The sequence below is a fragment of the Kribbella sp. VKM Ac-2569 genome (assembly GCF_004216905.1).
GTDB lineage: Bacteria > Actinomycetota > Actinomycetes > Propionibacteriales > Kribbellaceae > Kribbella.
Window position 1 is genome coordinate 1,832,778 of sequence record NZ_SGXJ01000001.1, and the last position, 26,999, is coordinate 1,859,776.

A 26,999-nucleotide genomic window follows, 5' to 3' on the forward strand; every position below is an offset into this window, starting at 1 on the left:
GACGCCCCCTCGGAGGAAGTTCATGATCCGTTCGGTCCTGGCCGGCGTACTGCTGGCCGCATCAACCCTGCTGCCCACCCCGGCCGAGGCTGCCGCCGACGACACCCCGGTCGGCCGCAACGGCCAGTTGCATGTCTGCGGCACCAAGCTCTGCAACGAGCGCAACGAGCCCGTCCAGTTGCGCGGCATGAGCACGCACGGCCTGCAGTGGTACGCCAACTGCGTCAAGACCGCCTCGCTGGACGCCCTGGCGAACGACTGGAAAGCCGACATCCTGCGGATCTCGATGTACGTGCAGGAGGACGGTTACGAGACCGATCCGGAGAAGTTCACCAACCTGGTGAACGACTACATCGAAGAGGCGACCAAGCGCGCCCTGTACGCGCTGGTCGACTGGCACCAGCTCGACCCGGGCGACCCGAACGCGAACCTCGGCCTGGCGAAAACGTTCTTCACCGAGATCGCCGAACGGCACAAGGACAAGAAGAACATCATCTACGACATCGCCAACGAGCCGAACGGCGTCAGCTGGGCCGGCATCAAGTCGTACGCCGAGCAGATGGTGCCGGTGATCCGGGCCAAGGACCCCGACGGCGTGATCTTCGTCGGCACCCACGGCTGGGCGTCGCTCGGCGTCTCCGACGGCGGCAGCGAGGCCGACGTCATCAACAACCCGGTGAACGCGACGAACCTGATGTACACGTTCCACTTCTACGCCGCGTCTCACAAGCAGGAGTACTTCGACGCCCTGTCACGCGCCGCGGACCGGATCCCCTTGTTCGTCACGGAGTTCGGCACTCAGACGTACACCGGTGACGGCGGCAACGACTTCACCTGGTCGCAGAAGTACCTGGACTTCCTGGAGAGCAAGCAGATCGGCTGGACGAACTGGAACTTCTCCGACGACTTCCGCTCCGGCGCGGTCTTCAAGGAAGGCACCTGCGCCGGCGACGACTTCACCGGTACGTCGATGCTCAAACCGGCCGGCGTGTGGATCCGCGACCACATCCGCAACCGCACCGCCTCCACGGTCACCACCGACGTCAGCACCGCCGCCGAGCTCAAGGCAGCGCTGACCGACGCCAAGCCCGGTGACACGATCAAGCTTGCCGACGGCACCTACACGGGCAACTTCAAGACCACAGTCGACGGCACGTCCTCGGCGCCGATCACGCTGACCGGTTCGTCGAACGCCGTACTGCAGGCCGGCGGCGGTTACGGTCTGCATCTCGACGGTGCGTCGTACTGGAACGTCAAGGGCATCACGGTGACCGGCGGCCAGAAGGGCATCATGATCGACACCGCCACGCACGTCACGATCGACGGCGTGACCGTGCACGGGCTGGACATGGAGGGCGTGCACTTCCGCAACAGCTCGACGTACGGCGTGATCAAGAACTCGCGCATCTACGACACCGGCAACGACGGCCGCGGGATGGGCGAGGGCGTGTACGTCGGCAGTGCGGGCGGAACCTCGGACAAGTCCGACCACGTGCAGATCCTCGGCAACACGATCGGCCCGGACGTCGGCGGCGAGGCGGTCGACCTCAAGGAAGGGACGACCGGCGGGCTCGTGTCCGGGAACAGCTTCGACGGCCGCGGTCTGACGGGCGCGAACTACGACGACAGCTGGATCGATGTCAAGGGCAACAACTACGTGATCGAGAACAACACCGGGAAGAACACCACGAACAACGGGTACGAGACGCACACCCAGCAGTCCGGATGGGGGTGCGGGACGGTGTTCCGCGGCAACGAGTCCGATCTGACCGGTGCGACCGGGAGCGGCCGGTACGCGTTCAACATCACCAACTACAACGCCTCGAGCTGCAAGGTCACCATCGACCGCAGCAACACGATGACCGGCGGGAAGGCACTGACCAACCCAGGCATCCCGGTCACCTGACAAGCTCCCCGGCCGGCGCGTCGACGAGGAGCCGGAGTTTGCCTTCGGTCTCCTCGTCGGCCGCGGTGTACACGGTCGCCCGGGTCGGCCCGAGTTGCGACAGCCACAGGTTGACCGGCTCGATCCGGAGGATGCCGTACCCGTCGATCTCCAGCATCTTCGTCCGCGTGCTCGGCGCCGCCACGTCGTACCGCTCCCAGAGCTCCGCGAAGTACGGCGAGCTGTTGAGCAGGCCTTGGATCAGGTCCTGCCAGAGCGCTTCGCCGACGTGCTCCGCGGACGCTGCGCGGAACGCCGCGACCATGTGGTGCTTGGTCATCTCCGCATCGACGAAGCTGCACATCCAGTCGTCGGAGACGAAATTCAGCCAGAGCAGATTCCGCTCCTCGACCGGCACTTCGTTGAGGTCGAGGACCACTTTGCAGTACGCGTCGTTGAACGCGAGGACGTCGTACCGCGTGTTCAGCACCAGCGCCGGGTACGGCGAGACCGCGTCGAGCGTCTTCTGGACCGACGAGGGCAGCGCCGTACACACGCCCGGCGACGGGCCGAGCCGGAGCCCGGCCAGCCGGTACAGGTGGTTGCGCTCCTGCCGGTCGAACCGCAGCGCCGTCGCGATCGCGTCGAGAACCTGGGCGGACACGTTGATGTCGCGGCCTTGCTCGAGCCACGTGTACCAGGTGACGCCGACTCCCGCGAGCAGCGCGACCTCCTCGCGCCGCAGTCCCGGCGTACGGCGGCGGCCGCCCGGGGCGAACCCGACCTCGTCGGGCCGGATGCGCTCCCGCCGGCTGCGCAGGAACACCCCGAGCTCCCGCCGCTGCGCCGTGACGGTTCTGTCGGTGGCTACTGGGACAGTGGTCATGGTTCAATCATGGACACTGGCGCAACCTGGTGCCAGGTGGTGCGAGTAATAGGATAAGCAGGCTCTCACCACCAGGCTCCGAGCGCGCGCAGGCTGGACCTATGACAGACCAGCTCCAGGCTGCCACCACTCCGGTCCCCGCTCGGCCGCCGGCCGCTGCGGTGCCGCTGAAGCCGGTGGCGCTCACGACACTCATCTTCGGCGCCTTCCTGCCGATGCTCTCCTTCTTCGTCATCAACGTCGCCCTGCCCGCGATCGGCTCCGATCTGCACGCCACCTCCGGCGAGCTCCAGCTCGTCGTCGGCAGCTACGGGATCGCCGTGGCGACCTTGCTCGTGGTCGGTGGTCGCCTCGGTGACACGTTCGGCCGCAAGCGCCTCTTCATGATCGGCCTGATCGGCTTCACCGTCATGTCGCTCATCTGTGCCATCGCCCCGAGCATCGGCGTACTGCTCGTCGCACGGGTCGTCCAAGGCGCCGCAGGTGCTGCTGTCACCCCACAGGTGCTGGCAACGATCACCAGCCTGCTGACCGGCCAGCACCGCGCTCGCGCGATGGCCATGTACGGCGTGGCAGGCGGTGCTGCGGCTGCGTTCGGTCAGATCCTCGGTGGCGTTCTCGTCGAGGCAAACGTGTTCGACCTGGGCTGGCGGGCGGTGTTCCTCGTCAACGTGCCGGTGGGCATCGTGGGCGTGGCTGCGGCGATCCGGCTGATCCCGGAAACCAAGGCAGACAAGGCACAGCGCGTGGACCTCGTAGGGGCCGCGCTGCTCGCGCTGACTCTGGTCCTCCTGCTCCTGCCGCTCACCGAGGGTCGCCCGCTCGGCTGGCCGCTCTGGACGTGGCTCTGCCTCGCAGCAACGATTCCGGCCGTGGTGCTCCTCGGTGTGCACCAGCATCGGTCTGAGCGGTCCGGTGCGGCTCCACTGATCCCACCTACCGTGCTGCGGCTGAAGGCGATGCGGATCGGCCTCCTGCTGGCAGTGGCGTTCTTCACCACGTTCGGCGGCTTCATGTTCGTGTTCGCGCTTGCCACCCAGGGCGAGGCACACATGTCTCCGCTGGAAGGCGGTCTGAGCCTGCTGCCGATGGCTGTCGGCTTCCTGATCACCTCGATCTACGGCCCGCGACTACAGGTGAGGTACGGCGCGGGCCTGATCGTCCGCGGCTGGATCATCCAGGGCGTCGGGTACGCCGTACTCGCGGTGGTCGCCCTCACCCTGTGGCCGCACGTCAGCCCGTTGAAGCTCGCCGTACCCATGCTGATCGCCGGCTTCGGCTCCGGCCTGGTCATGGTCCCGCTGATGGGTGTGGTCCTCAGTCAGGTCCCGCCAGCGCAGGCCGGCCTAGGCAGCGGCATCCTGCTCACCAGCCAGCAGACCTGCCTGGCACTGGGAGCCGCCACGGTCGGTACGGCGTACCTAGCCCTAGCCGGCACCTCCTGGGACCAGGGCGGCGCACTAGCCGCAGTAGCCCTGGCAATCACCGCAATCTCGCTGCTGATGACGCCGGTCACGCACCAGTTGCGGACCAGTGGGAAGGGCGCGTAACCGCCTTCGGAAGTCTCGTGGTGTGGTCGCCTCGGGCGGCGTTGATCTGGGACTGGGTGAGGAACAGGGCACCCGTCAGGTCAGCGCCGCTTAAGTCGGCGTCACGGAGGTCGGCGCCGATCAGGTCCGCTTGGCGCAGGTCGGCTGCGCGCAGGTCAGCGCCGATCAGGTAGGCGCCGCGGAGGTTGGCTTTCGCGAGGTCGGCGCCGCGGAGGCGGGCCCCGATGAGGTCCGCGCCGCGGCGTTCCTTCTTCTTGCTCTGCTTGCCGCGGACGAGCCGGCTGGTCTCGAGTAACACCTCGTTGACGATGGCCCGCTCCGCCGCCACGTCGACGGCCGTGAGGTCCGCCGTACGGCTCACGGCCTCCACTCGGTCGATTGCCGGCTGCAGATTCTTGTTGTATTCAAGGGCTTCTGTCAGATACCAGAGCAGCTCGTGCAGCTGGCGGAGGATGGAGAGCGCGGCGAACATCTCCGGCCCGGGCTTTCCCATCCGCTGCGAGATCGCCTGGCCGGCGCCGAAGCAGTCGTAGACCGTGCAGCCCGCGAAACCCTTGGCCCGCAAGGTGCTGTGGATCGTGCAGCGGTAGTCGTCGCTCAGGTTCGGGCAGGCCTCACCGGCGGACTTGTCGATGGCGAAGTCCGCCGACTTGCTGAACGTCAGCGCGATGCAGCAGAGCCCGAAGCAACTACCGCAGTCGGCCTGCAGATCAGTTTTGTTCGGCAACCGTATGGCCGGTGCGGCGCCAGCGGATGCCGGCCTCGATGAAGTCGTCGATCTCGCCGTCGAAGACGCCGGAGGTGTTGCCGGACTCGTACTGCGTCCGCAGGTCCTTCACCATCTGGTACGGGTGCAGGACGTACGACCGCATCTGGTCGCCCCACGAGCCCTGCACGTCACCGCGCAGCGCATCGATCTCGGCCCGCTCCTCGGCCTTCTTCAGCGCGAGCAGCTTGGCCTTCAGGATGACCATCGCACTGGCCTTGTTCTGCAGCTGCGACTTCTCGTTCTGGCAGGAGACCACGGTGCCGGTCGGGATGTGCGTGATCCGGACCGCGGAGTCGGTGGTGTTGACGCTCTGACCACCCGGACCCGACGACCGGTACACGTCGATCCGCAGCTCTTCTTCCGGTACGTCGATCTCGTCGGTCTGCTCGAGCACCGGGACCACCTCGACCGCGGCGAACGAGGTCTGCCGGCGGCCCTGGTTGTCGAACGGCGAGATCCGCACCAGCCGGTGCGTCCCGGTCTCGACACTCAGCGTGCCGTACGCGTACGGCGCCTTGACCCCGAACGTGGTCGACTTGAGCCCGGCCTCTTCGGCGTACGACGTGTCGTAGACCTCGGTCGGGTACCCGTGCCGCTCGGCGTACCGCAGGTACATCCGCTGCAGCATCTCGGCGAAGTCCGCGGCGTCCACACCGCCCGCGCCGGAGCGGATCGTCACCAGCGCCTCGCGCTCGTCGTACTCACCGGACAGCAGCGTGCGGACCTCGAGGGACTGGATCGCCTTGGCGACCGAGCCCAGCTCCTTCTCGGCCTCGGTCAGGCTGTCCGCGTCGTTTTCCTCGCGGCCCAGCTCGACCAGCGCGCCGATATCGTCGAGCCGGCCGCGCAGGTTGGTCACCCGCTCGACGTCGGACTGCAGGCTGGACAGCCGCGACGTGACCTTCTGCGCGTTCGCCTGGTCGTCCCAGAGATCGGGCGCAGCGACCTGCTCGCCGAGCTCGTCGATCTCCTTGCGCAACGCAGGAAGATCGAGCACTTTCTCGATCGAGGTCATCGTCGCGTCGAGCTGCTTCAGCTCCGCGTCAAAATCCAGTCCAGCCACAACTATGCAGCTTAGCTCAGGCGAGACCTCGACGAAGAACGGCGAAGATCTGGGCGATCGCGTTCTCCAGCGCCGTCTGTGCCCGGTCGAGCTCTTCGGGTGACGCGTCGTCGGGCAGCGTGCGCATCAACTGTTCCTCGAGGACCTTCTGTGCGGCGGCGTACAGGGCCGCGATCAGCCGGTTGCGCAGGTGGTCCGGCGACCGCTCGTCGAGGGCCTGCGTGAGCGACGTCTCCAGCTCGTCGGCGGCCAGCCGGCGCCGGGCGAGCAGTGCAGGGCTGCTCTCGATCGTGCGCACGAACTGCTTCCAGGTGGCCAAATGACCGACCTCGAGGCGATCACGCGTGCCCGCCAGGTACTGCGCCTCCAGCACGTCCACCGGATCCGCTTCCGGCGGCGCCTCGCGGATCGCCCGCGCCGGCCGCGTCCACCACCCCGGCTCGTCGAAGAACAGATCCTCCTTCGCCGGGAAGTGGTTGAACACCGTCTGTACGGCGACATCCGCGGCCCGCGCCACCTCGGCGACGGTGACCGCGTCGAAGCCGCGCTCGAGGAACAGCGTGGTGGCCACGTCCGAGATGGCCTGCCGCGTCTGCTGCTTCTTGCGTTCCCGCCGCCCGAGCTCCATTGCACGACCCTAGCGGATCTGCTTTACTGATTCCATTGTTGTAGTCACTCTATTTTTGGAGCACAACCAATGACTGTTCTCGTCACCGGAGGCCGCGGCGCGATCGCCCGCGCCGTCACCGCCGGCCTGATCGCGGCCGGACAGGACGTCCGCGTCGCCAGCCGCGAACCCTCCGCTCTCCCGTCGGCCGTCGCCTACGACCCGGCCGACCCGTCCCCCGCGCTTCGCGACATCAGCCAGGTCTTCCTGTACTCCTCCCCCTCCACAGCGCCTGCTTTCGTGGCCGCAGCCGAGGCCGCCGGCGTGAAGCAGGTCGTCCTGCTCTCGTCCCTGTCGTCGCTCGGCGGTCCCGAGGATCCACATGCGAAGACCGAGCACGTGATCGCCAACGCGTCGTACGCGACCACCCGGCTGCAGCCCGGCGCGTTCATGAGCAACGCGAAGTACTGGGCGCACCAGGTCCGCGCGACCGGTCAGATCCGGCTGCCCTACCTGGAGGCCGAGGAAGCGCCGATCCACGAGCAGGACATCGCCGACGCGGCGGTGCGCGTACTGCTCGACGGACCGGGCAACGGGCACGACGGTCGCGGGTACCCGATGACCGGGCCGGAGTCGATGACGCGCCGGACCCAGATCGGGCTCGTCACCGAGGTCACCGGCGTACCGATCGAGGCCGTCGACCTCACCCCTGACGAGGCTCGTGCCGAGATGGGGATGCGCGACGAAGGCCAGCGCGAGACTCTGCTGGCCTACTGGGCGTCCCGCGTCGGCACTCCGGCCACCATCGAGCCCGGCGTCGAACTCCTCACCGGCCGCACCGGCCGAACCTTCACCACCTGGCTCACCGACAACCCCGGCCTCTTCGGCTGACGTTCAGCGGATCGGGACGATGGCGGCGGCCTCGGACGCGACGTCGGCCGTGCCCGGAAAGCCGGGCGGCTGGAACGGGAGGTCGGCGGTGGAGGTGAGCCGCACCGTCACCGTCGTACCCTCGACGTCCACGGACCAGTCGAGGTTGTCGAACCTGTTGCCCGCGGCAACGTCGTCGAGGTAGTCCGCGGTCAGCCGGCGCGCCTGATCGGGGTCGATCGCGGCGTTGCCGCCCGCACCGGGCTGGGCGTAGACCGCGGCGAGGCCGTTCGCGGCCGCGAGGACAGCGCCGTCCGCGGTGGCATCGAGGTCACGGCGGACCAGGAACGCCTTCGAGATATCGGTGACCACGACAACCATCAGCAGGATCACCACGGTGAACCCGACGATCAGCACGGTCATCTGCCCCTCTTCGCCCCGCCTCCGCCGGGTCATCCGGTGCCCTTTGCTTGGCGGTAGTCACCGAATGCCTCGGTGTGCGAGGAGCTGATCCGGATCGCCGGCGGCTCACCGCCGAGCGCATCCGGGATCAGGGGCAACCGGACCTTGGTCTCCAGGGTGACCGTGACGGTCGAGCCCGGCTGCAGACAGGCCGGACTGCAACTGATCGTGAGCTCGTCCGAGCTGAGCTCCATCCCCTGGTCCTTCATCGCCAACTCCGCGGCGTCGAACGCGCGCGCCCGTGCCTCGTCCTCGGACACCCCGTCCGGCACGATCACGAACGCCCGCCCGGCAGCGCGGGTCGCCGCGGTCGCGCCGTACGACGCTCGCTGTACGTCGAACACGCCGAGCATCATGTACACCAGCGGGACCATCAGCAGGATCGCCAACCAGGAGAACTCCACGACGGCGCTCCCGCGTTCGTCCCGGTGGCGCCTCACTCGCCTGTCTCCTTCACGGCATGTCCCTCGACGGTGAACGAGATCCCCGGTCCCCACAGCCCGAGCGGCGGCATGTGCGCGTGGACGGACACCTCGACGCCGGGCTGCCCGTTGATGTCGGTCTCCTCCGCGGACACCGAGTCGATCAGCCCGTCCGTCACCACGCCGCTGATCAGCTCCCGGGTGCGTGCCGCACCGTCGGCCGGCGCCCGGTTGAGCACGGCCGCGTAGTGCGCACCTTCGGAGGCCGCGGCCGTCACCGTGTTGCGCACGTACAGGAACAGGCCCACCTGGAGGATGCCGAGGAACAACGGCACCAGGATCGTCGAGACCAGCACGAAGTCGACGACCGCCGACCCCCGCTCACCGCGCGCACGCATCACTTGTTGGAAACGGAGTCCAACGCGTTCTGCAGCATGTCAGCCAGTTGCTTGCCGGCCAGTTTCCAGATCGCGACGACCAGGCCGGCCGTCATCACGGTGATCAGCACCCAGCCGGGTACGTCGCCGCGCTCCGTCCGCGCCGGACGTGGCTTCAGCAGCAACGTCAGGAACAGCCTCGTCAGGTATAGGGACATGACCTCTCCTCAGTTCATCCGGCGATCAGCCGGATTCCGACAGCGCCCGGGTAGAAGGCGAACGCGATGGTCACCGGAAGGACCAGGAAGACGACCGGGACCATCATCGCGACCTCGCGCCGGGCGCCGGACTCGATCAGTTCGCGGCGTCCGGCTTCCCGGATGTCACCGGCCTGCGCCCGCAGTACGTCGGCCAGCGGCGTGCCGCGCTCGAGCGCCACCGCCAGCCCGTCCGCGAAGCGCGAGAGTGCCAGCAACCCGGTGCGGTCCGCGAGCGCGTCGAGCGCGCGGACCAATGTCTCTCCCGCCCTGGTCTCCGCCAGGACGCGCTTCAGTTCGTTGGCCAGCTCACCCCGGGACGACCGCGCGACGCGGTCGAGGGCAGCGGCCGGACCTTCACCGGCTGCGACCGACAACGCGAGCAGCTCGGCCACGGTCGGCAACTCGGCCAGCAGGCGCCGCTCACGCCGCCGTACCTGTGAGGTCAGATACGTGTCGCGACCGAGGATCGCGGTGATCCCGAGCACCAGACAGAACACCAGCAGCGCCACCGGGTCCCCGAGGCCGACCATGGCGGCGACGACCGAGATCACCAGACCGGCACCGAAGGCGATCGCTCCCCAGAGCAACTGCTCGATCCGGAACTCCTCGACCGTCCGGTCCAGCCCGGCCCGCTGCAAGCGCCGGCGGATCGTGTTCGCGCCACCGAGGATCCGCTCCAGCCGTTGCGCCGCGGACCGCAGCGACGGACCGAACAACCGCAGGATCGCGTAGAACGGCGACCGCGAGTCGATCACGCCGACGAAGACGTCGGGCGCACCGAGGTCCCGCAGGTACGGCGAGATCCGCTCGTCCACCGTGGGTTTGCGCAGGAACGGCAACCGCAGTACGACGATGAGCAGCCCGGCGCCGAGCACCGCGCCGAGGAAACCGCCGAGCAGCATCGGGCTCATCGCAGCACCCGCTCAGGCTCGGGCAGCCGGCCGATCCGCAGCATCACCCGGTACGCGATCACACAGATCACGGCGCCCACGGCAATGATCAGCGCGCCGACCGGCGAGTTGTACCGCTGGATGACGTCGCCCTGGAAGGACAGCAACAGCAGCACCAGCCACGGCGCCGCGACCGCGACCCGTGCGCCGTTGACCGACCACGACTGCCGGGACTCGAGCTCGGACCGGGTCCGCGCGTCGTCGCGCAGGAACGACGACAGCGACCGCAGTAACCGGCCGAGGTCGCCACCACCGACCTCGCGCGCGATCCGCAGCGCTTCGACGACGCGGTCCCCGACCGGGTCGGCCAGCCGCGCCTTCAAGCGGTCCAGCGACTCGGCGAACCGGCCGGTCGAGGCGTAGTCCGCACCGAACCGCCGGAACGGCTCGCGCAACTGCAACGGCCCGCGCTCGCCCACCTGAGCCAGCGCCTCCGACAACGACAGCCCTGCGCGGACCGCCGAAGCGATGTTGTCCACCACGTCCGGCCACAGTTCGCGGAACTCGGCCAGCCGCTTCCGCGCCCGCGACCGCACCAGTGCGATCGGCAGCCAGCCGGCCATCAGCCCGAACACCACACCAATGGGCAGCGTCTTGGACACCGCGAACATCAGCAGGAACGCGACCAGGGCCATGATCACGCACGCGCCGATGAACGCACCCGGCGTCAAACCTTCGACCCCTGCACTCGCGAGCAGGTCCCGGCTCTTGCCGCGCAACCGCCCGTCCGAACCGGGCACGGCCTCGAGCGGCGCCACGAACGCCGCGATGATCAGCAGCAGGCCGACGCCGAAGAACAGCCCGATCACGAGCCCCATCAGCTCGCCTGCCCGCGCGGCAACTCGGTGAGCAGCCCGGCCACGTTGTACCCGGCCTGCTGGAACCGCTCCGGATGCGGCAGTTGCCCCTCGGCGCGACGCAGGTACCCGTCGCGGGTACTGAACAGCGTCTCGGTCTCGATCGCCTGCTCCTCCAGCCGCCCGGTGACGGCAACGATCTCGCGCACCCGCCGGCGCCCGTCCGCCGCGATCCCGAGATGTACGACGATATCGACGCAGCCGGCCACCGTCGGCAGCACGAACCGGGAGCCGATGTTCTCGCCGGCCAGCAGCGGCAGCGTGCACATCTTGGTCAGCGCCTCACGCGCCGAGTTCGCATGGATCGTGCACATGCCAGGGAGGCCGCTGTTCAGCGCGAGCAGCAGATCGAGGCATTCCTCGCCGCGCACCTCGCCGACGATCACCCGGGACGGCCGCATCCGCAGCGACTCCTTCACCAGGTCGCGCAGCCGCACCTCACCGGTGCCTTCGAGACCCGCCTGCCGGGTCTGCATCGACACCCAGTCGGGGATCGGCAGCTTGATCTCGAAGACCTCCTCGCAGCTGATCACCCGCTCGCTGCCGGGGATCGAACCGGCCAGCGCGTTCAGCATCGTGGTCTTGCCGGCCTGCGTACCGCCGGAGACCAGCACATTGAGGCCGACGGCAACGGACGCCTCCAGCACCGCCGCCGCGTGCGGCGTCAGCGAACCGAGCTGGACCAGGTCGGTCAGCCGGGTCGCGCGGACGGTGAACTTGCGGATGTTGATCGCCGCATACCGCTGAGTGATGCCGCCGAGGACGATGTGGACGCGGCTTCCGTCCGGCAGCCGGGCGTCGGTGAACGGCTGCGAGACGTCGATCCGGCGGCCGGTGGTCTTCAGCATCCGCTCGACCAGGTCGCTGACCTCTTCCTCGGTCAGCACGGTGGTGGTCAGCTCGTGCCGGCCCTCGCGGGCGATGAAGACCCGGCTGGGCTCGTTGATCCAGATCTCCTCGACGGACGGGTCGTCCAGGTAGCGCTGCAGCGGCCCGAAGCCCGCGACCCGGTCGTGAACCTCACGGCTGACCGCCTCCAGGTCGCCGATCGGCGGCACCACACCGCTCAGACTGCGCTCGTCGTACTCCCGGACGACGGTGGCGACGATCGAGTTCACCGCGCCCGGGTCGCGGAGCGGGTCGATGCCTTCGCGGCGCACCACGTCGCGCACCTGGGCGTCGATCAACTCGATGGCACCGTTCCAGCTCGAGCGGTGCGCGTCGAGCCTGTCCGCAGTCATCGATCTCCCCGTGTGAGTCCCGTCTGGCGACCACGCTCGGTCACCATGCGGGACCATCCTTTCAACCGTGGGGCGTTCGGCGCCACCCGCGTCTGCTGCCCTGTGGACAACCGTGACACGCCGCAGGCTCACTCACCGTATCGATCAGGTCACGGCCGGGTCCAGAAAATTGCAGCTTGTTGCAATTCCGGCGTGTTAGCGGTGTACGAGCGTGTGCTCGAAGGAGTAGCGGCTGGCGCGGTACAGGTGGGAGCCGTACTCGACCGGCTGGCCGTGATCGTCGTACGTGATCCGCGTGGTCGCCAGCAGCGGTGAGCCAGGCTCCTCCGACAGCAGCTTCGCCTGCTCGGGTGTTGCCGGTATGGCGGAGATGGTCTGGTGCGCCACCTTCAGCCGGACCCCCTCAGCGCGCAGCAGCTGGTAGAGACCACGCTCGGCCAGTGTGGCCGGGTCGGTCTCCAGGATCTCCGGCGGCAGCCAGTTGCGCATCAGAGCGAGCGGTTCGCCGTCTGCCCGCCGCAGTCGCTCCAGCCGCAGTACACGGTCGCCCACCTCGCATTGCAGTGCAGTGGCAACCTCTGCGGTCGCAGGTGAGATTCCGAAGCGCAGTACGTCCGTTTCGGGCTTACGGTGCGCTGAGGTGAGGTCGTCGTACAGGCTGGTCAGTTCGAGCGAACGACGTACCTGTCCGGAGTTGCCGACTACCTGGGTGCCGACACCGCGTTTGCGGACCAGGAGGCCCTGGTCGACCAGACGGGCGATCGCCTGGCGGACGGTCGGCCGGCTCAGTCCGTAGGCCTCGGCCAGGTCCACCTCGTTGCTCAGCCGGGACCCGACGGGCAGTTCACCGCCCTGGATGGCCGCCTCCAGCTGCTGCGCCAGCTGCACGTGCAACGGCGTACGGCTGTTCCGATCGACCTGGACCTGGACGGTACTCATGGGCTCATCCTGAAGGCTGGACCGGAATCCGTCGAGCCACCACCCGAATTTGATCAGACCCGCCTCCCGTAGCGGCGGACGCTGAACACGGGCCCGACGCCGGGTGAACTTTGTGATCCCCACGGTCCGGATCGCGGTCACCGGGTTTGGAGCCGTGGTGTGGTGGGGCAGGATGACGGCTTGGTCTGCTCGGTGAGCCGTGTCGTGAGGAACCAAGGTTCGCCGCTCTCGAGGACCCGCCCCCCGCCGCCCTGATGGCTGTCAGCAAGGGAGAACGCATGGAACCGCTTCGCATCGGCATCCTCGGTGCCGCTCGGATCGCCGGCCGGGCCATCGTCGAGCCGGCCAAGCTGACCGGCGCGCGGCTGGTCGCGGTCGCCGCACGCGACACCGGCCGGGCCGAAGCCTTCGCCGCCGAACACGGCGTCGAGCGTGTCCATGCGTCGTACCAGCAACTGCTGGACGATCCCGAGATCGAAGCGATCTACAACCCACTGGCGAACGGGCTGCACGGGCCGTGGAACCTGCGGGCCCTTGCCGCAGGCAAGCATGTGCTGACCGAGAAACCGTCGACCAGCAACGCCAGCGAGGCTCTCGAGGTCCGGGACGCCGTCTATTCCTCCGGTCTCGTGTTCATGGAGGCGTTCCACTACGCGTACCACCCGGTGATGCGTCGGCTGCAGGAGCTGGTCTCCAAGGGCGAGCTCGGCGACCTGCAGACGGTCGAGGCGACGATGGTGATGCCCCCGCCGCCGGACGACGACCCACGCTGGTCGCTGCCTCTCGCCGGCGGTGCCGTGATGGACGTCGGCTGCTACGCGCTGCACGCGCAACGGATGTTCGCGCCGTACGCCGGTGGTGAGCCGAAGCTGATCAGCGCACGCGCCGGCGAGCGCAAGCGGCTGCCTGGCGTGGACGAGTGGCTGAACGCGGACCTGGAGTTCCCGAACGGCGCGACCGGTGTGGTGCGGACCAGTATGGCGGCCGAGAACGTCGAGTTCAGTCTCAAGGTCGTCGGCAGCCGTGGTGAGGCGTTCGCCCCGTTCTACGTGCTTCCGCAGAACGACGACCGGGTGATCGTGACGACCAAGGAAGACACGTGGGTCGAGCACCTCGGCACGCGGACGTCGTACACGTACCAGCTGGAGGCGTTCGCCGGGGCGATCCGCAACGGCGCTCCGCTCCTCACCGACGCCGACGACGCACTGGCCACGATGGAGCTCATCGACGCCTGCTACGTCGCCGCAGGTATGGCCCCGCGACCGGTCTCCGCGATCTGATCGCTGCGGCCGGCGACCGCGTGCGCGAACGCCTGGATGAACGGGTGTGGGCGTCTGCCGTCGCCGGCCAGCTCCGGCTGGAACAGGCTGGCCAGGTAGAACGGGTGTCCCGGCAGCTCCGCGATGCGCGGTTCACCTGCGTCGTCGTACCCGCTGAAGACCATGCCGTGCTCGCGCAGTAGGTCGAGTTTGCTGCTGTCCAGACCGTAGGAGCAGTGGTACCGCTCCATAGAGCGCTCTACACCGAGTAACTCGGCCGCACGGGTTCCTGGTCGCACCTGTACTCCGCCCTCGTGTCCGTCGAGCGAACACTGCAACGGCACGATCAGGAGCTCGTCAGCGTCCGGCGTGCTCTCACCATGCTGTACGGCGGTTGCGCCGCAGACGTTGCGCGCGAACTCGAGCATCGCGTGCTGGAACCCGCCACACGTACCGAGGAACGGGATCCCATGCTCGCGGGCGATCCGGACCGCGGTGACCGCACCGGCCTCGCTCCGGTAAGGACTGCCCGGCAGCAGCCAGATCCCGTCGAAGCCTTCGAGCGCATCGTCCACGTCGTCGCTCGGGACCCAGTAGACGTCGAGGTCCAGGTGATCGCGCTCTTCGAGTTCCTTGAGCAGACCGGGTATGCGGGCGTGCGAACGGACGTGTGGTGAGCGGTCCCCGACCAGGGCGAGGCGTCCGGAGTAGGCGTTCATGGGTCCATCCTCGGTCGCGGTGAGCATCAGCGCCAACGATGATCTCTGCATGGTCGATCAGCGATACTGATGCACGTGGATCCTCATCTGCTGCGGACGTTCGTCACCGTCGCCGAATGCGGATCGTTCTCCGCGGCCGCCTCGCGACTCGGCTACACCCAGTCCGCGGTGTCCCAGCACATCGCCACCCTGGAGAGCGACCTCGGTACGCCGTTGCTCCGCCGACGACCCGTCGTACCGACACCAGCGGGCGAGCGCCTGCTCGAACACGCCGGTCCGATCCTGCTCCGGCTGGACGCGGCCCGCGCCGACGTACGCCGTACCGTCGCGGACCCGCCCAGCACCCTCACGCTCGCCGCGTCTCCCCTGGCTGCCCGGTCACTCGCGACGGCGTTGGCCGAGGTACGGCGTACCTACCCCGGCACCGAGACCTCGCTGACTGTCTGCGGGCGCGATCAGGTCGTCGCGGGTATCGCCGCCGGCACCTTCACGCTCGGTCTCGTGGACGGCATCGCCACCCCTAGCGACCCCCTCAACCTGACCAACGCCGTACAGCTCCGCACGACCTCGGTAGCCCACGACAGCCTGGTCGTAGCCCTCCCCACAACCCACCCGCTGGCCCGGCCTGGTCGTGGTCTCTCGCTGAGCGATCTGGCAGACGCGCGGTGGATCGACGCCCCCGACCTCGCCGCTCCACTGGCGACGTTGCGCGCCGCCGCCGGCTCCGACGCGCTACGCCCGGCCTTCACCTACAACGGCACCGACCTCCACACGCTCCTCACCCTGATCGACTCCGGCCACGGCCTAGCGGTACTCCCGCGCTCAGCGCTCACACCGAACGTCGCAGCCGTCCCACTCACCACGCCACGCCTCGTCCACCGCACCGAGCTCCTGCACGGCCACCTTTCCGACCCAGCAGCCGAAGCCGTGGCCACTGCCCTGTCAGACCACGAGTAGTTGCTCCAGGCCACTACGCGTCATCGGTCGATCAAGCACCCCGACAGCCTCCCGCTCGGCAAAGACCGCGTGGTCGGCGTCCTCCGGGTTGATCGCCTCGCAGATCGAGTTGTACGTCCAGTTGAGCCAGCCAGTGATCGCGACCGCGAACGAATCCAGCCCGAGCTTCGGCCACTCCCGCACCTCGCCGTACCCGTCCCGGAACGCCAACAGCCCACACTGGTTGACTTCCGGCCGCATCAGCCAGTGCGTCAGCACCGAGCCGAGCTCGAGCTCGGGGCTGAGCGATCCGGCGAAATCCCACTCCATCACGGTGAGCTCTCCGTCGCGTCCCTGGCGGACATTCTCCGGGTTCAGATTCCGGTTGCAGAGCATCAGTTCGTCGGGTGCGTCGAGCTCGATCGCCTGCAGTTCGCGGATCGCCGGCAGGCGTGCGTCGAGTTGCTCGGCCCACGGTTTGCCGGCCGCACGCGCACGACCGAGCAGGTGTTGCCAATCGTCCTCTGGACGGCGGAAGGCCAGGTAGCCGTGAATCGGCTCGTCGCTCGGGATCGCCAACGCGTGCAACGTCCCGAACAAGGCACCCGCTCGACGAGCCAGCGCCGTCGACACCGGCAGCATTGGAGCCGGGCCGACCTCGAGCCACTCGTGCACGCGCCAGTTCTCGCCTCGCACCTTCTCGATCAGACGTCCGTGCGGGCTGATCGCCGCGGCCGGCGCGGCTACTCCAGCCGCGACAGCAGCCTCACGGAGCCGGGCGCCGAGCTCGGCCTGCTCGTTCGTGATCCAGTCGTAGACCGTGACGGCCATCCATCGGCCGCGGTCGGTCGTGAGGTCCCAGCAGCGCCCCATCGCGGTGAACAACACGGGTTTCGCCGGCCCGGTCAACGTCCCCAGGTCAAACGCTTCGGCAAGCTCCTCGGCCAGTCCGGCGGGAGCCGTCGGCGTGTCCGCGACCCGGCGCTCGACCTCGGCCTTCAGCGCCGGCCAGTCGCGTACGCCGTACTCCGCGGCCAGCGCGCGTTGCGCTTCCGCGAGCGAGGCGTCCGGCTTGGATTCCCGTAGTGCCGCGAGGAGATCCTTGGCTTCCTTGCGCAGGTACTCGATGCTGGGCCGATCAGGCAGCAGTCTCACAATGCGTCCTCTCGCACCCGGACTCGCACGGGTCTCAAGAGAGCGTCATCGACCGCACTCAGCTTCGGAAATCGAGGTGGCTTCCAGCCTTCCGGCGAGTCTCGACGCGCCCTCGAACGCATCTGCGAGGCTACCCAGCCCCGACCCGCCGGTCAACGGCTACCTGCGCGGCCCGCCCCGGGACCGCAGTCCCCGGGGAACTGCGGTCCGGACGCTACTTCCGCCCTTGTTTGGTGGGCGGGATGATCGAGCTGTCGCTCGGATTGGGTTTCGGCCGTTTGGGTTGCTTGGGTTTGCGGACTTCACGCCCGCCTTTGTTCTTCGACATGACGCACTCCGAGGCTTGCTGATGGCGGGCCGACGGCCCTGCGTACGCCGCGGTACTCCTCATGCCCCGGGGGTCACCTTCGACGCTACACCTAAAGGCCCAATCAGTCGTGGGTCGGGAAGCCGAGGTTGATCCCGCCGTGGGACGGGTCCAGCCACCGCGACGTGACCACCTTGCCCCGGGTGAAGAAGTGCACGCCTTCGGTCCCGTGGGCGTGGGTGTCGCCGAACAGCGAGTTCTTCCAGCCGCCGAACGAGTAGTACGCCATCGGCACCGGGATCGGGACGTTGATCCCGACCATGCCGACCTCCACCTCGTTCTGGAACCGGCGCGCCGCTCCGCCGTCGTTGGTGAAGATCGCCGTCCCGTTCCCGTACGGGTTCGAGTTCACCAGCTCGAGCGCCTCGTCGTACGACGGCGTACGCAGCACCGAGAGCACCGGACCGAAGATCTCGTCGGTGTAGATCGACATCTCCGGCGTCACCTTGTCGAACAGCGTCGGACCGAGCCAGAAGCCGTCGGCCGCACCGTCGAAGTCACCCGCGCGCCCGTCGACCACCAGCTCCGCGCCGGCCTCGACCCCGGCCGCGACGTACCCGGCGACCTTGTCCCGGTGCTCGCCGGTCACCAACGGGCCCATGTCGCAGGCGCGGGTCCCGTCGCCGGTCTTCAGCTTGCCCATCCGCTCCTTGATCTTGCCGATCAGCTCGTCCGCGATCGGCTCGACCGCGACCAGCGCGGAGATCGCCATGCACCGCTCGCCCGCCGACCCGAACCCGGCGTTCACGGCCGCGTCCGCCGCGAGGTCCAGGTCCGCGTCCGGGAGCACGATCATGTGGTTCTTCGCGCCGCCGAGGGCCTGCACGCGCTTGCCGTTGCGGGTGCCGTTCTCGTAGACGTACTTCGCGATCGGCGTGGAACCGACGAACGACACCGACTTGATGTCCGGGTGCTCGAGCAGTCGATCGACCGCCTCCTTGTCACCGTGCACGACGTTCACCACGCCGTCCGGCAGGCCGGCCTCCTTCCACAGCTCGGCCATCGCGTTCGCCGCGGAGGGGTCCTTCTCGGACGGCTTGATCACCACACTGTTGCCACAGGCAACCGCGATCGGGACGAACCACATCGGCACCATGGCCGGGAAGTTGAACGGCGAGATCACGGCGCTGACGCCGAGCGGCTGCCGGATCGAGTACACGTCGACCTTGGTCGAGACGCCCTCGCTGTACCCGCCCTTGAGCAGGTGCGGGATCCCGCAGGCGAACTCGATCACCTCGAGGCCGCGGGTCACCTCGCCGAGCGCGTCGGACAGCACCTTGCCGTGCTCGGCAGTGATCAGCTGCGCGATCCGCTCCTTGTCGCGGTTCACCAGCTCGCGGTACGCGAACAGGACCTGGGCGCGCTTGGTGAGCGAGGTCTGTGCCCAGGTCTTCGACGCCTCGTGAGCGACCTTGACGACCTCGTCGACCGTGGCCGCCGACGCCAGGTCCAGCTCGCCCGTGACCTGACCGGTCGCGGGGTTGTAGACCTTGCTGGTCCGCTCGGCCACGCCGGTCCACGAGCTGCCGCCGACGAGGTGGGTGATGCGCTTGCTGTCAGTACTCACGATGTTTCCTCACTGCTGGTGGTGTTTCCGAAATGCTGCTGGCGGTCATCCCAGTACCTTGCTCCGATCGGCCAGGGCGACGTCGACGGGCTTGCCGGTGCTCAACGACTCCAGCCCGGCCTCGCAGACGGCCGCCGCCGCGTAGCCGTCCCAGGCGCTCGGCCCGTCGATCTCACCGCGCACGGTGGCGTCGACCCAGCGCTGCACCTCGATGTCGTACGCCTGCTCGAACCGGACCCGGAAGTCGGCCGGCATCGTGCCGCCCCACTGCTCGCCGGCCCGGGTGAAGACGCCGGACCCGAGGCCGATCGTCGCGCTCCCGCGCTCGGCCACCGCCTCACACCGGACCTCGTACCCGACCTGGAAGTTCACGAACACCTCCACGTTGGCCATCGCCCCGTTCGCCAGCTCGAACACGGCCAGCTGCGGATCGAGTACGCCGTCACCAACGAGACTCGTCGGCGCCGGGGTGTGCACGGTGATCCGGGTGATCTCCTCGCCGAACAGCCACCGGGCGACGTCGACCTCGTGCACCATCGAGTCCCGGACGATCATCTCGCTCCGGAACGTCGGCGGGGCCGACTTGTTCCGGTGGACGTTGTGCAGGAGCAGCGTCCGCCCGAGGTCACCCGAGTCGAGCAGTTGCTTCAAAGCGGCGTACTCCGGGTCGAACCGCCGCATGAACCCGACCTGGATCAGCTGCCGTCCGAGCTTGTGTTCGGCCTCGACCACGCGCAACGCCGACGCCGCGTCCATCGTCAACGGCTTCTCGCAGAGCACCGGCTTCCCGTGCTCCAAGCACGCGAACAGCTGCTCCGCATGCACGGACCCCGGCGACGCCAGGATCACCGCGTCGACGTCGTCGGCCGCGATCAGATCCAGCGGATCCTCGACCACACGAACAGTCTCCGCGTACGCCGTACCGCCCGAGTGTCTCGCCGTACTGACGGAGCCGCCAGCTGACCTGTCCGCCGACCTTTCCGACAGCCTGCCGGCGAGCGCCTCGGCCCGGCCCGCATCCGCATCGGAGACGGCGACCAGGCGTGCACCCACTGTTTTCCGCACAACGCGTTCGGCGTGGTCGGCGCCCATCACTCCGACGCCGACGATCCCGACCCGCAGCTCGGTCATGTGCCCTCCTGCCCCTTCTGCACATCATCCACGACCACCTCGGGATTGATCTCCCGCAGCTCGTGGCTCAGCGCTTCCAGCTCGGAACCGCCGGCCATCTCGGTCGTCAGCTCCTCCAGCGTGATCTCCGACCGGTGCGTGTCGAGCGCCACCCGACCGAGCTTCAGCACGACGAAGTGATTACCGACCAGGTACGCGTGATGCGGGTTGTGGGTGATGAAGATGACCCCGATCCCGGCGTCGCGCGCCTTCACGACGTACTTCAGCACCACCCCCGACTGGTTCACGCCGAGCGCAGCGGTCGGCTCGTCGAGGATCAGCACCTTGGCCCCGAAGTGGATCGCCCGCGCGATCGCGACACATTGCCGCTGACCACCCGACAGCTTGCCGACCGGCTGCTCGAGATCGGGGATCGAGATCCCCATCTTGGTCAGCTCCTCCTGCGCGATCCGCTTCATCTTCGCCGCGTCCAACTGCCGGAACGGTCCCTTGGTGAGCTCGTTGCCGAGGAAGAAGTTCCGCCAGACCGACATCAACGGCGCCAGCGCCAGGTCCTGGTAAACGGTCGCGATACCGCTGTCGAGCGACTCGCGCGGCGAACCGAAGTGCCGCTCCTCGCCGTTCACCGACATCCGGCCGGACGTGTAGTCGTGCAGTCCGGCGATGATCTTGATCAGCGTGGACTTGCCCGCGCCGTTGTCGCCGAGCACGCAGGTGATCTCGCCCTGCCGGACGGACAGCGACACCCCGCGCAGCGCCTGGATGTTGCCGTAGCTCTTGCCGACGTCCTCGAGCAGCACGATCGGCGTGTTCGGACTGGTCGTCGCGTCGTCCGCGAACGACTTCGTGGTGGTCATCGTGCCTCCGCCCTGTTCTTGACGACGAGATTGACGATGGTGGCCAGCAGCAACATCGCGCCGAGGAACGCCTTGAACCAGTCCGGGTTCCAGCCGGCGTACACGACACCCAGCTGGACCATTCCGAAGATCAGCGCGCCGACCGCGCCGCCCACGACGGACCCGTAGCCGCCGGTGAGCAGGCAGCCGCCGACGACCGCCGCGATGATGTAGAGGAACTCCTTGCCGACACCTTCACCGGACTGCACCACGCCGTTCTGCACGAACAGCAGCTGCATGCCGGTGAACCAGGCGAAGAACCCGACCGCCATGAACAGGCCGATCTTGACCTTCTTCACCGGTACGCCGACGGCCCGCGCGGCCGCCGCGTCACCGCCGACCGCGAAGATCCAGTTGCCGATCTGCGTCTTCAGCAGCACCCAGGCGGCGATCGCGACGAACACGATCCACCAGACGATGATGATCTTGATCGTCACGCCGCCGAGCTTGAACTCCGACGCGAACACCGCCTTCGCCGCGCCGAACCCGTCCATGTCGCTGATCGAGTTCGACGCGACGGCGCCGGAGGCGAGCCGCGTGACCGCGATGTTCAGGCCTTGCAGGATGAAGAACGTACCCAGCGTCACCAGGAAGCTGGGCAGGCCCGTCCGCATCAGCAGCCAGCCGTTGAAGGCGCCGATCGCCAGTGAGAGTGCCAGCGCGACGATCACGCCGAGCCAGACGTTCAGGCTGAACTGGTAGGCGAAGAGGCCCGCGGTCAGGCCCGAGGTCGTCACCGCGACACCGGCCGACAGGTCGAACTCGCCGCCGATCATGAGCAGCGACACCGGCACGGCCATCACACCGATCAGCGCAGCCTGGTACAGGATCGTGCCGGTGTTGTTGATGTCGCGGAACGGCGGGGCTGCGATCACGAAGAACACCAGGATCACGGCCGCGCCGACGAGCGACCCGATCTCCGGCCGGCTGAGCAGCCGGGCGCCGAGGGACCGGGCGGAGACGCGGTCGTCCGCCGACGCGGGTGAGGTGATGGTCGATGCCATGGCGCTACCTCAGCGCGTCCCGGCTTCGGCGTACTTCTGGACCGCGGCGATGTTCGACTTGTCGATGAAGGCCGGCCCGGTCAGAGTCGCCTCGCCGCCGCCGATGGTGTCGCCGTTGGTCTTGTAGAGCCAGATCGCGTCGATCGAGAGGTAGCCCTGCAGGTACGGCTGCTGATCGACGGCGAACTGCACGGTGCCGTCCGCGACCGCCTTGGCCATCTCCTTGCTCATGTCGAAGCTACCGATCTTCGCCGACGATCCGGCGTCCTTGGCCGCCTGGACAGCGGTCAGCGCGATCCCCGCGTTGAGCGCGACCACGTAGTCGGCGCTCTTGTCCGCCTGCAGCTTCGAGGTCAGGGTCGCCTGCGTCCCGGGCTGGTCGGTACCGTTGACGTTGACGTTCTGGACGCCGTCGCCGAGTTTGTCCTTGATGCCCTGGCAGCGGGCCTCGAGGCTGACGTTGCCCTGCTCGTGGATGACGCACAGCACGTTCTTCGCGCCGAGTTGCTTGAGCTTGTCACCGGTCGCCTGGCCGGCGATCCGCTCGTCCTGGCCGAAGTACCCGAGGGCGCCGGTCGTCTTCCACTGGTCGAGGCCACCGTTGAGGATGGTCACCGGGATACCGGCCGCGATCGCCTTCTTGACGTTCGGGATCACCGCGTCCGGCTTGTTCAGCGTGATCGCGATGCCGCCGACCTTCGAGTCGATCGCGGTCTGCACGAGGTTCGCCTGGGCCGCGCCGTCCGGGTCGGCGGAGTACTGCAGCTCGATGTTGTCCTTCTTCGCGGCCGCCTCGGCCCCACGCCGCACGATGTCCCAGAAGGTGTCGCCGGGACCCGAGTGGGTGATCATGGCAACCTTCATCCGCGGCGTGTCCGCGACGTTGCCGCCGCTGTCGCCGGAGCTCTCCTCCTTCTGCTTGCCGCCGGAGGAGCTGCACGCGGCCAGAGCCACCGCGAGCACGCCAGCCGCGACCGCGGCCCCCGTCTTCTTCTGCCACCGAACCATGACTTGCTACCTGCCTTTCAGGTGGTCCGCGGCGCTCCGCGGACTTGCGTGGGACCCGAGAGTTTCACACTCCCGTGGCCGTCATCTCGATGAAGCACCCCCAGAAGCAGTGAGATACGCCAACGTCCGCGCCGCGATCGGCAGCGGTACGTCGGGCGCACACGGGTACATGTCCTGCTCGACGATCGCGAACAGGTCGGCGTCGAGCCCGGCCAGCGCGTCGAGGACCGGCGGCAGCTCGGGCACCCCGTTGGGCGGCTCGCACATCACGCCCCGCCGTACCGCCTCGTCCATGCTCAGGCCCTCGGCCTCGACCTCCGCGAGGATCGTCGGATCGACCTGTTTGAGGTGGACGTAACCGATCCGGTCCGGGTACTTCCGGATCAGCTCGAGGTTGTCGCCACCGCAGTAGCTGATGTGACCGGTGTCGAGGCACAGGTTCACGAAGGCGCTGTCGGTCTCCTCGAGGAAGCGCTCGACGGTGTCCTGCGTGTCGACATGTCCATCCGCATGCGGGTGGTACTGCGTCAGCAGCCCGAACTCCTCCGCCAGGCGTCGACCCAGCTCGGTCACCGCCTGCCCATGTCTGGCCTGACCCTCGTGGTCCAGTCTCTCCTCGACGATCTCGCCGTTGTCACCGCGCCACATCGACGGCATCACGACCAGGTGCTTCGCGCCCATCGCGGCCGTCAGCTCGGCCGTCTTGGCGACATCGCGCCAGGTCGCCTCCCACCCTTCGGGGCGATGCAACTGCTCGAACGTCGTACCGGCGGTCATCGTCAGACCGCGCTGGTCAAGCTCGTCCTTCAACCTCACCGGGTCGGTCGGAAGGTACCCGTACGGACCGAGCTCGATCCGCGTGTACCCGGCCGCGACCACCTCGTCCAGGAACCGCGTCCACGGCGTCTGCTGCGCGTCGTCGGCGAACCAGACTCCCCACGAGTCCGGCGCCGTACCGATGTCGACACTGCCCATCAGCGATCCCCTTCGACCGGAGTCAGGTACGGACGCTGGGCCTTCTTGCTCTCCTCGTACGTCGCTGCCGCGGCCTGTGTGGACTGCAGCTCCGACACCTCGCTGACCGGGACGTCCCACCAGGAGTCGCTGTCCGGACCGCCGACCAACGGGTCGGTCGTGACATGGATCGCGATCGGCCCGGTGGCTGCCTTCGCGCTCTGGATCGCCTTCTCCAGCTCGGGCCGGCTGTGGACGTCGATCACGTCGACGCCGAAGCTGCGCACGTTCGCCGCGAGGTCGATCGGCAGGTAGTCACCGTCGAGCCGGCCGTCACCGGTGCGCTTGCGGTACGCCGTCCCGAACCGCTGGGAACCGAGCGATTCCGAGAGCGCGCCGATCGACGCGAAGCCGTGGTTCTGCACCAGGACCACGATGATCTTGATGTTTTCCTGGACCGCGGTGGCCAGCTCGCTGGACATCATCAGGTACGACCCGTCGCCGACCATGACGAACACGTCGCGATCCGGTGCGCCGAGCCGGACACCGAGTCCGCCGGCGATCTCGTATCCCATGCAGGAGAAGCCATATTCGACGTGGTATCCCTTCGGGTCGCGCGGCCGCCACAGTTTGTGGAGGTCACCCGGCATCGAGCCGGCTGCGCAGACAACCACATCAGACGCCGCCGACAATTCGTTGACGGCGCCGATCACCTCGCCCTGGGTGAGCAGTCCTTCGGCCAGTTTCGCGGTCACGTCGGCGGAGGGCCGGAAAACTGCGTCCACAGTTCCGTTCCAGGTCCTTGTGAGTTCCTGGGCCTCGGCTGTGTACTTGTCGTCCACGGACCACTCGCCGAGCGCGGATCCCAACGAAACAAGGGCTTCCCGCGCATCGGCCACCACTGGGAGGCCGGCATGCTTACCACTGTCGAAACGCGCCACGTTGATGTTCAGGAACCGGACCTGCGGATTCTGGAACGCGGTCCGCGATGCCGTCGTGAAGTCGCTGTAGCGGGTGCCGATCCCGATCACCAGGTCCGCGTCACGGGCCAGCGCGTTGGCTGCCGTGGTCCCGGTCGACCCGACCGCGCCCACCGCCTGCGGGTGATCATAGGCCAGGGATCCCTTACCTGCTTGGGTTTCCGACACCGGTACGCCGGTTCGCTCGGCGAACTCGCGCAGCGCGTCCTCTGCTCCCGAGTAGTGCACACCGCCACCGGCAACGATCAGCGGGCGTTGCGCGGACCGTAGGAGATCTGCCGCCTTGTCGACCATTGATTCCTCCGGCAAGGGACGTGCGACATACCAGATCCGCTCGACGAAGAGCTCCTCCGGCCAGTCGTACGCCTCTGCCTGGACGTCCTGCGGCAAGGCCAGTGTCACCGCGCCGGTCTCGACCGGATCGGTCAGCACGCGCATCGCGTTCATCAGTGCCGAGGGCAACTGTTCGGGCCGCCAGATGCGGTCGAAGTACTTCGACACCGGGCGGAAGGCGTCGTTGACCGAGACGTCCCCGGCGCCGAAGCTCTCCAGCTCCTGCAGCACGGGTGTTGCCACCCGGGTCGCGAACACATCCGAAGGGAGGATCAGCACCGGCAACCGGTTGATCGTCGCGAGGGCCGCACCGGTCACCATGTTGGTCGAGCCCGGGCCGACGCTTGCCGTGCAGGCGTAGGTCTGGAGCCGGTCACGGGTCCGGGCGAAGGCCGCCGCGGTGTGCACCATGGCCTGCTCGTTGCGGGCCAGGATGTACGGCAACGCCTTCGGGTCCTCGAGCTCGGACTGCAGCAGCGCCTGGCCGATCCCGGCGACGTTGCCGTGGCCGAAGATGCCCAGTGACCCGGCGATCAGCCGCTGCCGAAGCCCGTCACGCTCCGAGTACTGGACGCTCAGGAATCGCACCAGGGCCTGCGCGACCGTGAGACGCACCGTCATGACTCATCTCCTGTTCGTCCGAAAGGTAGGCGCGGATCAAGATGTTGGGAGTTCCACAGGTCGCGCACCCAGGCGTGCTGCGGATCGTCGGTGATCAGCCACTGGCGCTCGGTGCCGGGGCCGGCCATCACATTGAGGTAGTACATGTCGTAGCCGGGCGGCGCCATCGCCGGGCCGTGCCAACCGTGCGGGACGAGCACCACGTCACCGCTACGAACCTCCGCCAGTACGTCGATCGGGCGTTCCTCGGTTCCGTAGACCCGCTGGTAGCCGATCGGATCGTTGCCCTTGACACCTTCCGGGACGTCGTCGGACAGCTGCAGCTCGAAGTAGTAGATCTCCTCGAGCTCGCTCTCCTTCCCCGGTCTGTGCTCGTCGTGCTTGTGCGGCGGGTAGGACGACCAGTTGCCGGCCGGCGTGATCACCTCGCACGCAATGATCGAGTCCGCCTCGAGAACTCCCGGCGTACCGAAGTTGCGGACCTGGCGGGACGCGACACCGGCACCCCGGAGCTCGGTCTCGACCTCGTCGGCGCGGATCCGCCGGAACGGATGGTCCGTCGCGGCCTTGGCGTGCGGGAACGCGATCCGCGCGCCACCGGCACTGACCACTGCGAAAGTCGAGTTCCGGGACACGTACGCCAGATCGGTCGGCCCTGCGAACACATCCGCCCGTCCGCCGAGCGGGACAGCTTCACCGTCGACGATCACCTCGGCCGATCCACTCAACGGAAGGACGATGTACTCACAGTCCCCGGTATCGATCTCCACCGACTGCCCAGGAAGCAGGGTCCGAACCAGCAAGCCACTGTGATGCCACTCCGCCTCACCCGGCCGCACCGCGAGTTCGAACCCATCGCTCGCCGCGGTCCCGGCCGGCCGAACCCATTCAGTCATCCCAACTGTCCTTCCTCAGAACCTCAGCGGTCCGG

General features: G+C 68.0%; 27 protein-coding genes. 5 read left to right on the top strand and 22 right to left on the bottom strand.

Features of this window, described 5'->3' with window-relative positions; genetic code table 11:
* Positions 1 to 22: 22 nt before the first annotated feature.
* A complete protein-coding gene (locus tag EV649_RS08605) occupies positions 23 to 1,906 on the top strand; it encodes a cellulase family glycosylhydrolase (protein ID WP_130382190.1) in 1,884 nt (627 codons plus the stop codon).
* On the opposite strand, the gene EV649_RS08610 is transcribed toward EV649_RS08605, so the two are convergent.
* A complete protein-coding gene (locus EV649_RS08610) occupies positions 1,899 to 2,771 on the bottom strand; it encodes a helix-turn-helix transcriptional regulator (RefSeq protein ID WP_130382192.1) in 873 nt (290 codons plus the stop codon). The genes EV649_RS08605 and EV649_RS08610 overlap by 8 nt on opposite strands.
* 101 nt (positions 2,772 to 2,872) lie before the next feature.
* On the opposite strand from EV649_RS08610, the gene EV649_RS08615 reads away from it, so the two are divergent.
* Positions 2,873 to 4,321 (top strand): MFS transporter, encoded by a 1,449-nt coding sequence (locus EV649_RS08615; RefSeq protein WP_130382194.1) that lies wholly within the window; start codon positions 2,873 to 2,875, stop codon positions 4,319 to 4,321.
* On the opposite strand, the gene EV649_RS08620 is transcribed toward EV649_RS08615, so the two are convergent.
* From EV649_RS08620 to EV649_RS08630, 3 genes are read right to left on the bottom strand one after another with little or no spacing between them, the layout of a single operon-like run.
* On the bottom strand, positions 4,284 to 5,048 hold the full coding sequence (locus EV649_RS08620) for a pentapeptide repeat-containing protein (RefSeq protein ID WP_130382196.1): 765 nt from the start codon (positions 5,046 to 5,048) through the stop codon (positions 4,284 to 4,286). The genes EV649_RS08615 and EV649_RS08620 overlap by 38 nt on opposite strands.
* A complete protein-coding gene (gene prfB / locus EV649_RS08625) occupies positions 5,032 to 6,153 on the bottom strand; it encodes a peptide chain release factor 2 (protein ID WP_130382198.1) in 1,122 nt (373 codons plus the stop codon). The genes EV649_RS08620 and prfB overlap by 17 nt, the downstream gene beginning before the upstream one ends.
* A gap of 16 nt (positions 6,154 to 6,169) precedes the next feature.
* Positions 6,170 to 6,781 carry a TetR/AcrR family transcriptional regulator gene (locus tag EV649_RS08630; RefSeq protein ID WP_130382200.1) on the bottom strand — a complete coding sequence of 204 codons (612 nt, stop codon included), beginning with the start codon at positions 6,779 to 6,781 and terminating at the stop codon, positions 6,170 to 6,172.
* A 69-nt stretch (positions 6,782 to 6,850) separates the two neighbouring features.
* On the opposite strand from EV649_RS08630, the gene EV649_RS08635 reads away from it, so the two are divergent.
* The gene (locus EV649_RS08635) at positions 6,851 to 7,651 is read left to right on the top strand and encodes an NAD(P)H-binding protein (protein WP_130382202.1); all 801 of its coding nucleotides are present in this window, start codon (positions 6,851 to 6,853) and stop codon (positions 7,649 to 7,651) included.
* A gap of 3 nt (positions 7,652 to 7,654) precedes the next feature.
* Here the strand turns inward: EV649_RS08635 and EV649_RS08640 are convergent, their stop codons facing one another.
* The 8 genes from EV649_RS08640 to EV649_RS08675 all read right to left on the bottom strand — a co-directional run bounded on the left by EV649_RS08640 (position 7,655) and on the right by EV649_RS08675 (position 13,138).
* Positions 7,655 to 8,053 carry a pilus assembly protein TadG-related protein gene (locus tag EV649_RS08640; RefSeq protein WP_130382204.1) on the bottom strand — a complete coding sequence of 133 codons (399 nt, stop codon included), beginning with the start codon at positions 8,051 to 8,053 and terminating at the stop codon, positions 7,655 to 7,657.
* 29 nt (positions 8,054 to 8,082) lie between these two features.
* Positions 8,083 to 8,532: a hypothetical protein gene (locus EV649_RS08645; protein ID WP_130382206.1), complete on the bottom strand. Its 450-nt coding sequence runs from the start codon at positions 8,530 to 8,532 to the stop codon at positions 8,083 to 8,085.
* Positions 8,529 to 8,912, bottom strand: a complete 384-nt coding sequence (locus EV649_RS08650) for a TadE/TadG family type IV pilus assembly protein (RefSeq protein ID WP_130382208.1) — start codon at positions 8,910 to 8,912, stop codon at positions 8,529 to 8,531. The genes EV649_RS08645 and EV649_RS08650 overlap by 4 nt, the downstream gene beginning before the upstream one ends.
* The gene (locus tag EV649_RS08655; protein WP_130382210.1) at positions 8,912 to 9,109 is read right to left on the bottom strand and encodes a hypothetical protein; all 198 of its coding nucleotides are present in this window, start codon (positions 9,107 to 9,109) and stop codon (positions 8,912 to 8,914) included. Before EV649_RS08655 ends, EV649_RS08650 begins: the two co-directional genes overlap by 1 nt.
* Before the next feature lie 14 nt (positions 9,110 to 9,123).
* The gene (locus tag EV649_RS08660) at positions 9,124 to 10,062 is read right to left on the bottom strand and encodes a type II secretion system F family protein (protein ID WP_130382212.1); all 939 of its coding nucleotides are present in this window, start codon (positions 10,060 to 10,062) and stop codon (positions 9,124 to 9,126) included.
* Positions 10,059 to 10,919, bottom strand: coding sequence for a type II secretion system F family protein (locus EV649_RS08665; RefSeq protein WP_130382214.1), 861 nt, complete (start codon positions 10,917 to 10,919; stop codon positions 10,059 to 10,061). The genes EV649_RS08660 and EV649_RS08665 overlap by 4 nt, the downstream gene beginning before the upstream one ends.
* Positions 10,919 to 12,199: an ATPase, T2SS/T4P/T4SS family gene (locus EV649_RS08670; RefSeq protein WP_130382216.1), complete on the bottom strand. Its 1,281-nt coding sequence runs from the start codon at positions 12,197 to 12,199 to the stop codon at positions 10,919 to 10,921. The genes EV649_RS08665 and EV649_RS08670 overlap by 1 nt, the downstream gene beginning before the upstream one ends.
* Before the next feature lie 195 nt (positions 12,200 to 12,394).
* Positions 12,395 to 13,138, bottom strand: coding sequence for a GntR family transcriptional regulator (locus EV649_RS08675; RefSeq protein ID WP_130382218.1), 744 nt, complete (start codon positions 13,136 to 13,138; stop codon positions 12,395 to 12,397).
* A 278-nt stretch (positions 13,139 to 13,416) separates the two neighbouring features.
* Between EV649_RS08675 and EV649_RS08680 the strand changes: the two genes are divergently transcribed.
* Positions 13,417 to 14,418: a Gfo/Idh/MocA family oxidoreductase gene (locus EV649_RS08680; RefSeq protein ID WP_130382220.1), complete on the top strand. Its 1,002-nt coding sequence runs from the start codon at positions 13,417 to 13,419 to the stop codon at positions 14,416 to 14,418.
* On the opposite strand, the gene EV649_RS08685 is transcribed toward EV649_RS08680, so the two are convergent.
* Positions 14,373 to 15,116 (bottom strand): hypothetical protein, encoded by a 744-nt coding sequence (locus EV649_RS08685; RefSeq protein WP_130382222.1) that lies wholly within the window; start codon positions 15,114 to 15,116, stop codon positions 14,373 to 14,375. The two genes, EV649_RS08680 and EV649_RS08685, sit on opposite strands and share 46 nt — an antisense overlap.
* 75 nt (positions 15,117 to 15,191) lie before the next feature.
* Here EV649_RS08685 and EV649_RS08690 point away from each other — a divergent pair, with 75 nt between their 5' ends.
* Complete coding sequence (locus tag EV649_RS08690; protein ID WP_198682362.1) at positions 15,192 to 16,073, top strand: LysR family transcriptional regulator; 882 nt, start codon at positions 15,192 to 15,194, stop codon at positions 16,071 to 16,073.
* Here EV649_RS08690 and EV649_RS08695 read toward each other — a convergent pair.
* The 9 genes from EV649_RS08695 to iolB all read right to left on the bottom strand — a co-directional run bounded on the left by EV649_RS08695 (position 16,059) and on the right by iolB (position 26,964).
* Positions 16,059 to 17,207 (bottom strand): glyoxalase superfamily protein, encoded by a 1,149-nt coding sequence (locus EV649_RS08695; RefSeq protein WP_130382226.1) that lies wholly within the window; start codon positions 17,205 to 17,207, stop codon positions 16,059 to 16,061. The two genes, EV649_RS08690 and EV649_RS08695, sit on opposite strands and share 15 nt — an antisense overlap.
* Before the next feature lie 431 nt (positions 17,208 to 17,638).
* The gene (locus EV649_RS08700) at positions 17,639 to 19,141 is read right to left on the bottom strand and encodes a CoA-acylating methylmalonate-semialdehyde dehydrogenase (protein ID WP_130382228.1); all 1,503 of its coding nucleotides are present in this window, start codon (positions 19,139 to 19,141) and stop codon (positions 17,639 to 17,641) included.
* A 45-nt stretch (positions 19,142 to 19,186) separates the two neighbouring features.
* Positions 19,187 to 20,272 (bottom strand): Gfo/Idh/MocA family oxidoreductase, encoded by a 1,086-nt coding sequence (locus EV649_RS08705; protein ID WP_130382230.1) that lies wholly within the window; start codon positions 20,270 to 20,272, stop codon positions 19,187 to 19,189.
* Positions 20,269 to 21,129, bottom strand: a complete 861-nt coding sequence (locus EV649_RS08710) for an ATP-binding cassette domain-containing protein (protein ID WP_130382232.1) — start codon at positions 21,127 to 21,129, stop codon at positions 20,269 to 20,271. Before EV649_RS08710 ends, EV649_RS08705 begins: the two co-directional genes overlap by 4 nt.
* On the bottom strand, positions 21,126 to 22,172 hold the full coding sequence (locus EV649_RS08715) for an ABC transporter permease (protein WP_130382234.1): 1,047 nt from the start codon (positions 22,170 to 22,172) through the stop codon (positions 21,126 to 21,128). The genes EV649_RS08710 and EV649_RS08715 overlap by 4 nt, the downstream gene beginning before the upstream one ends.
* Before the next feature lie 9 nt (positions 22,173 to 22,181).
* Positions 22,182 to 23,180, bottom strand: coding sequence for a sugar ABC transporter substrate-binding protein (locus EV649_RS08720; protein ID WP_130382236.1), 999 nt, complete (start codon positions 23,178 to 23,180; stop codon positions 22,182 to 22,184).
* An 81-nt stretch (positions 23,181 to 23,261) separates the two neighbouring features.
* Complete coding sequence (locus EV649_RS08725; protein WP_130382238.1) at positions 23,262 to 24,155, bottom strand: TIM barrel protein; 894 nt, start codon at positions 24,153 to 24,155, stop codon at positions 23,262 to 23,264.
* Complete coding sequence (iolD, locus tag EV649_RS08730) at positions 24,155 to 26,068, bottom strand: 3D-(3,5/4)-trihydroxycyclohexane-1,2-dione acylhydrolase (decyclizing) (protein WP_130382240.1); 1,914 nt, start codon at positions 26,066 to 26,068, stop codon at positions 24,155 to 24,157. The genes EV649_RS08725 and iolD overlap by 1 nt, the downstream gene beginning before the upstream one ends.
* Positions 26,065 to 26,964, bottom strand: coding sequence for a 5-deoxy-glucuronate isomerase (iolB, locus tag EV649_RS08735; RefSeq protein WP_130382242.1), 900 nt, complete (start codon positions 26,962 to 26,964; stop codon positions 26,065 to 26,067). Before iolB ends, iolD begins: the two co-directional genes overlap by 4 nt.
* Between the last annotated feature and the right edge of the window lie 35 nt (positions 26,965 to 26,999).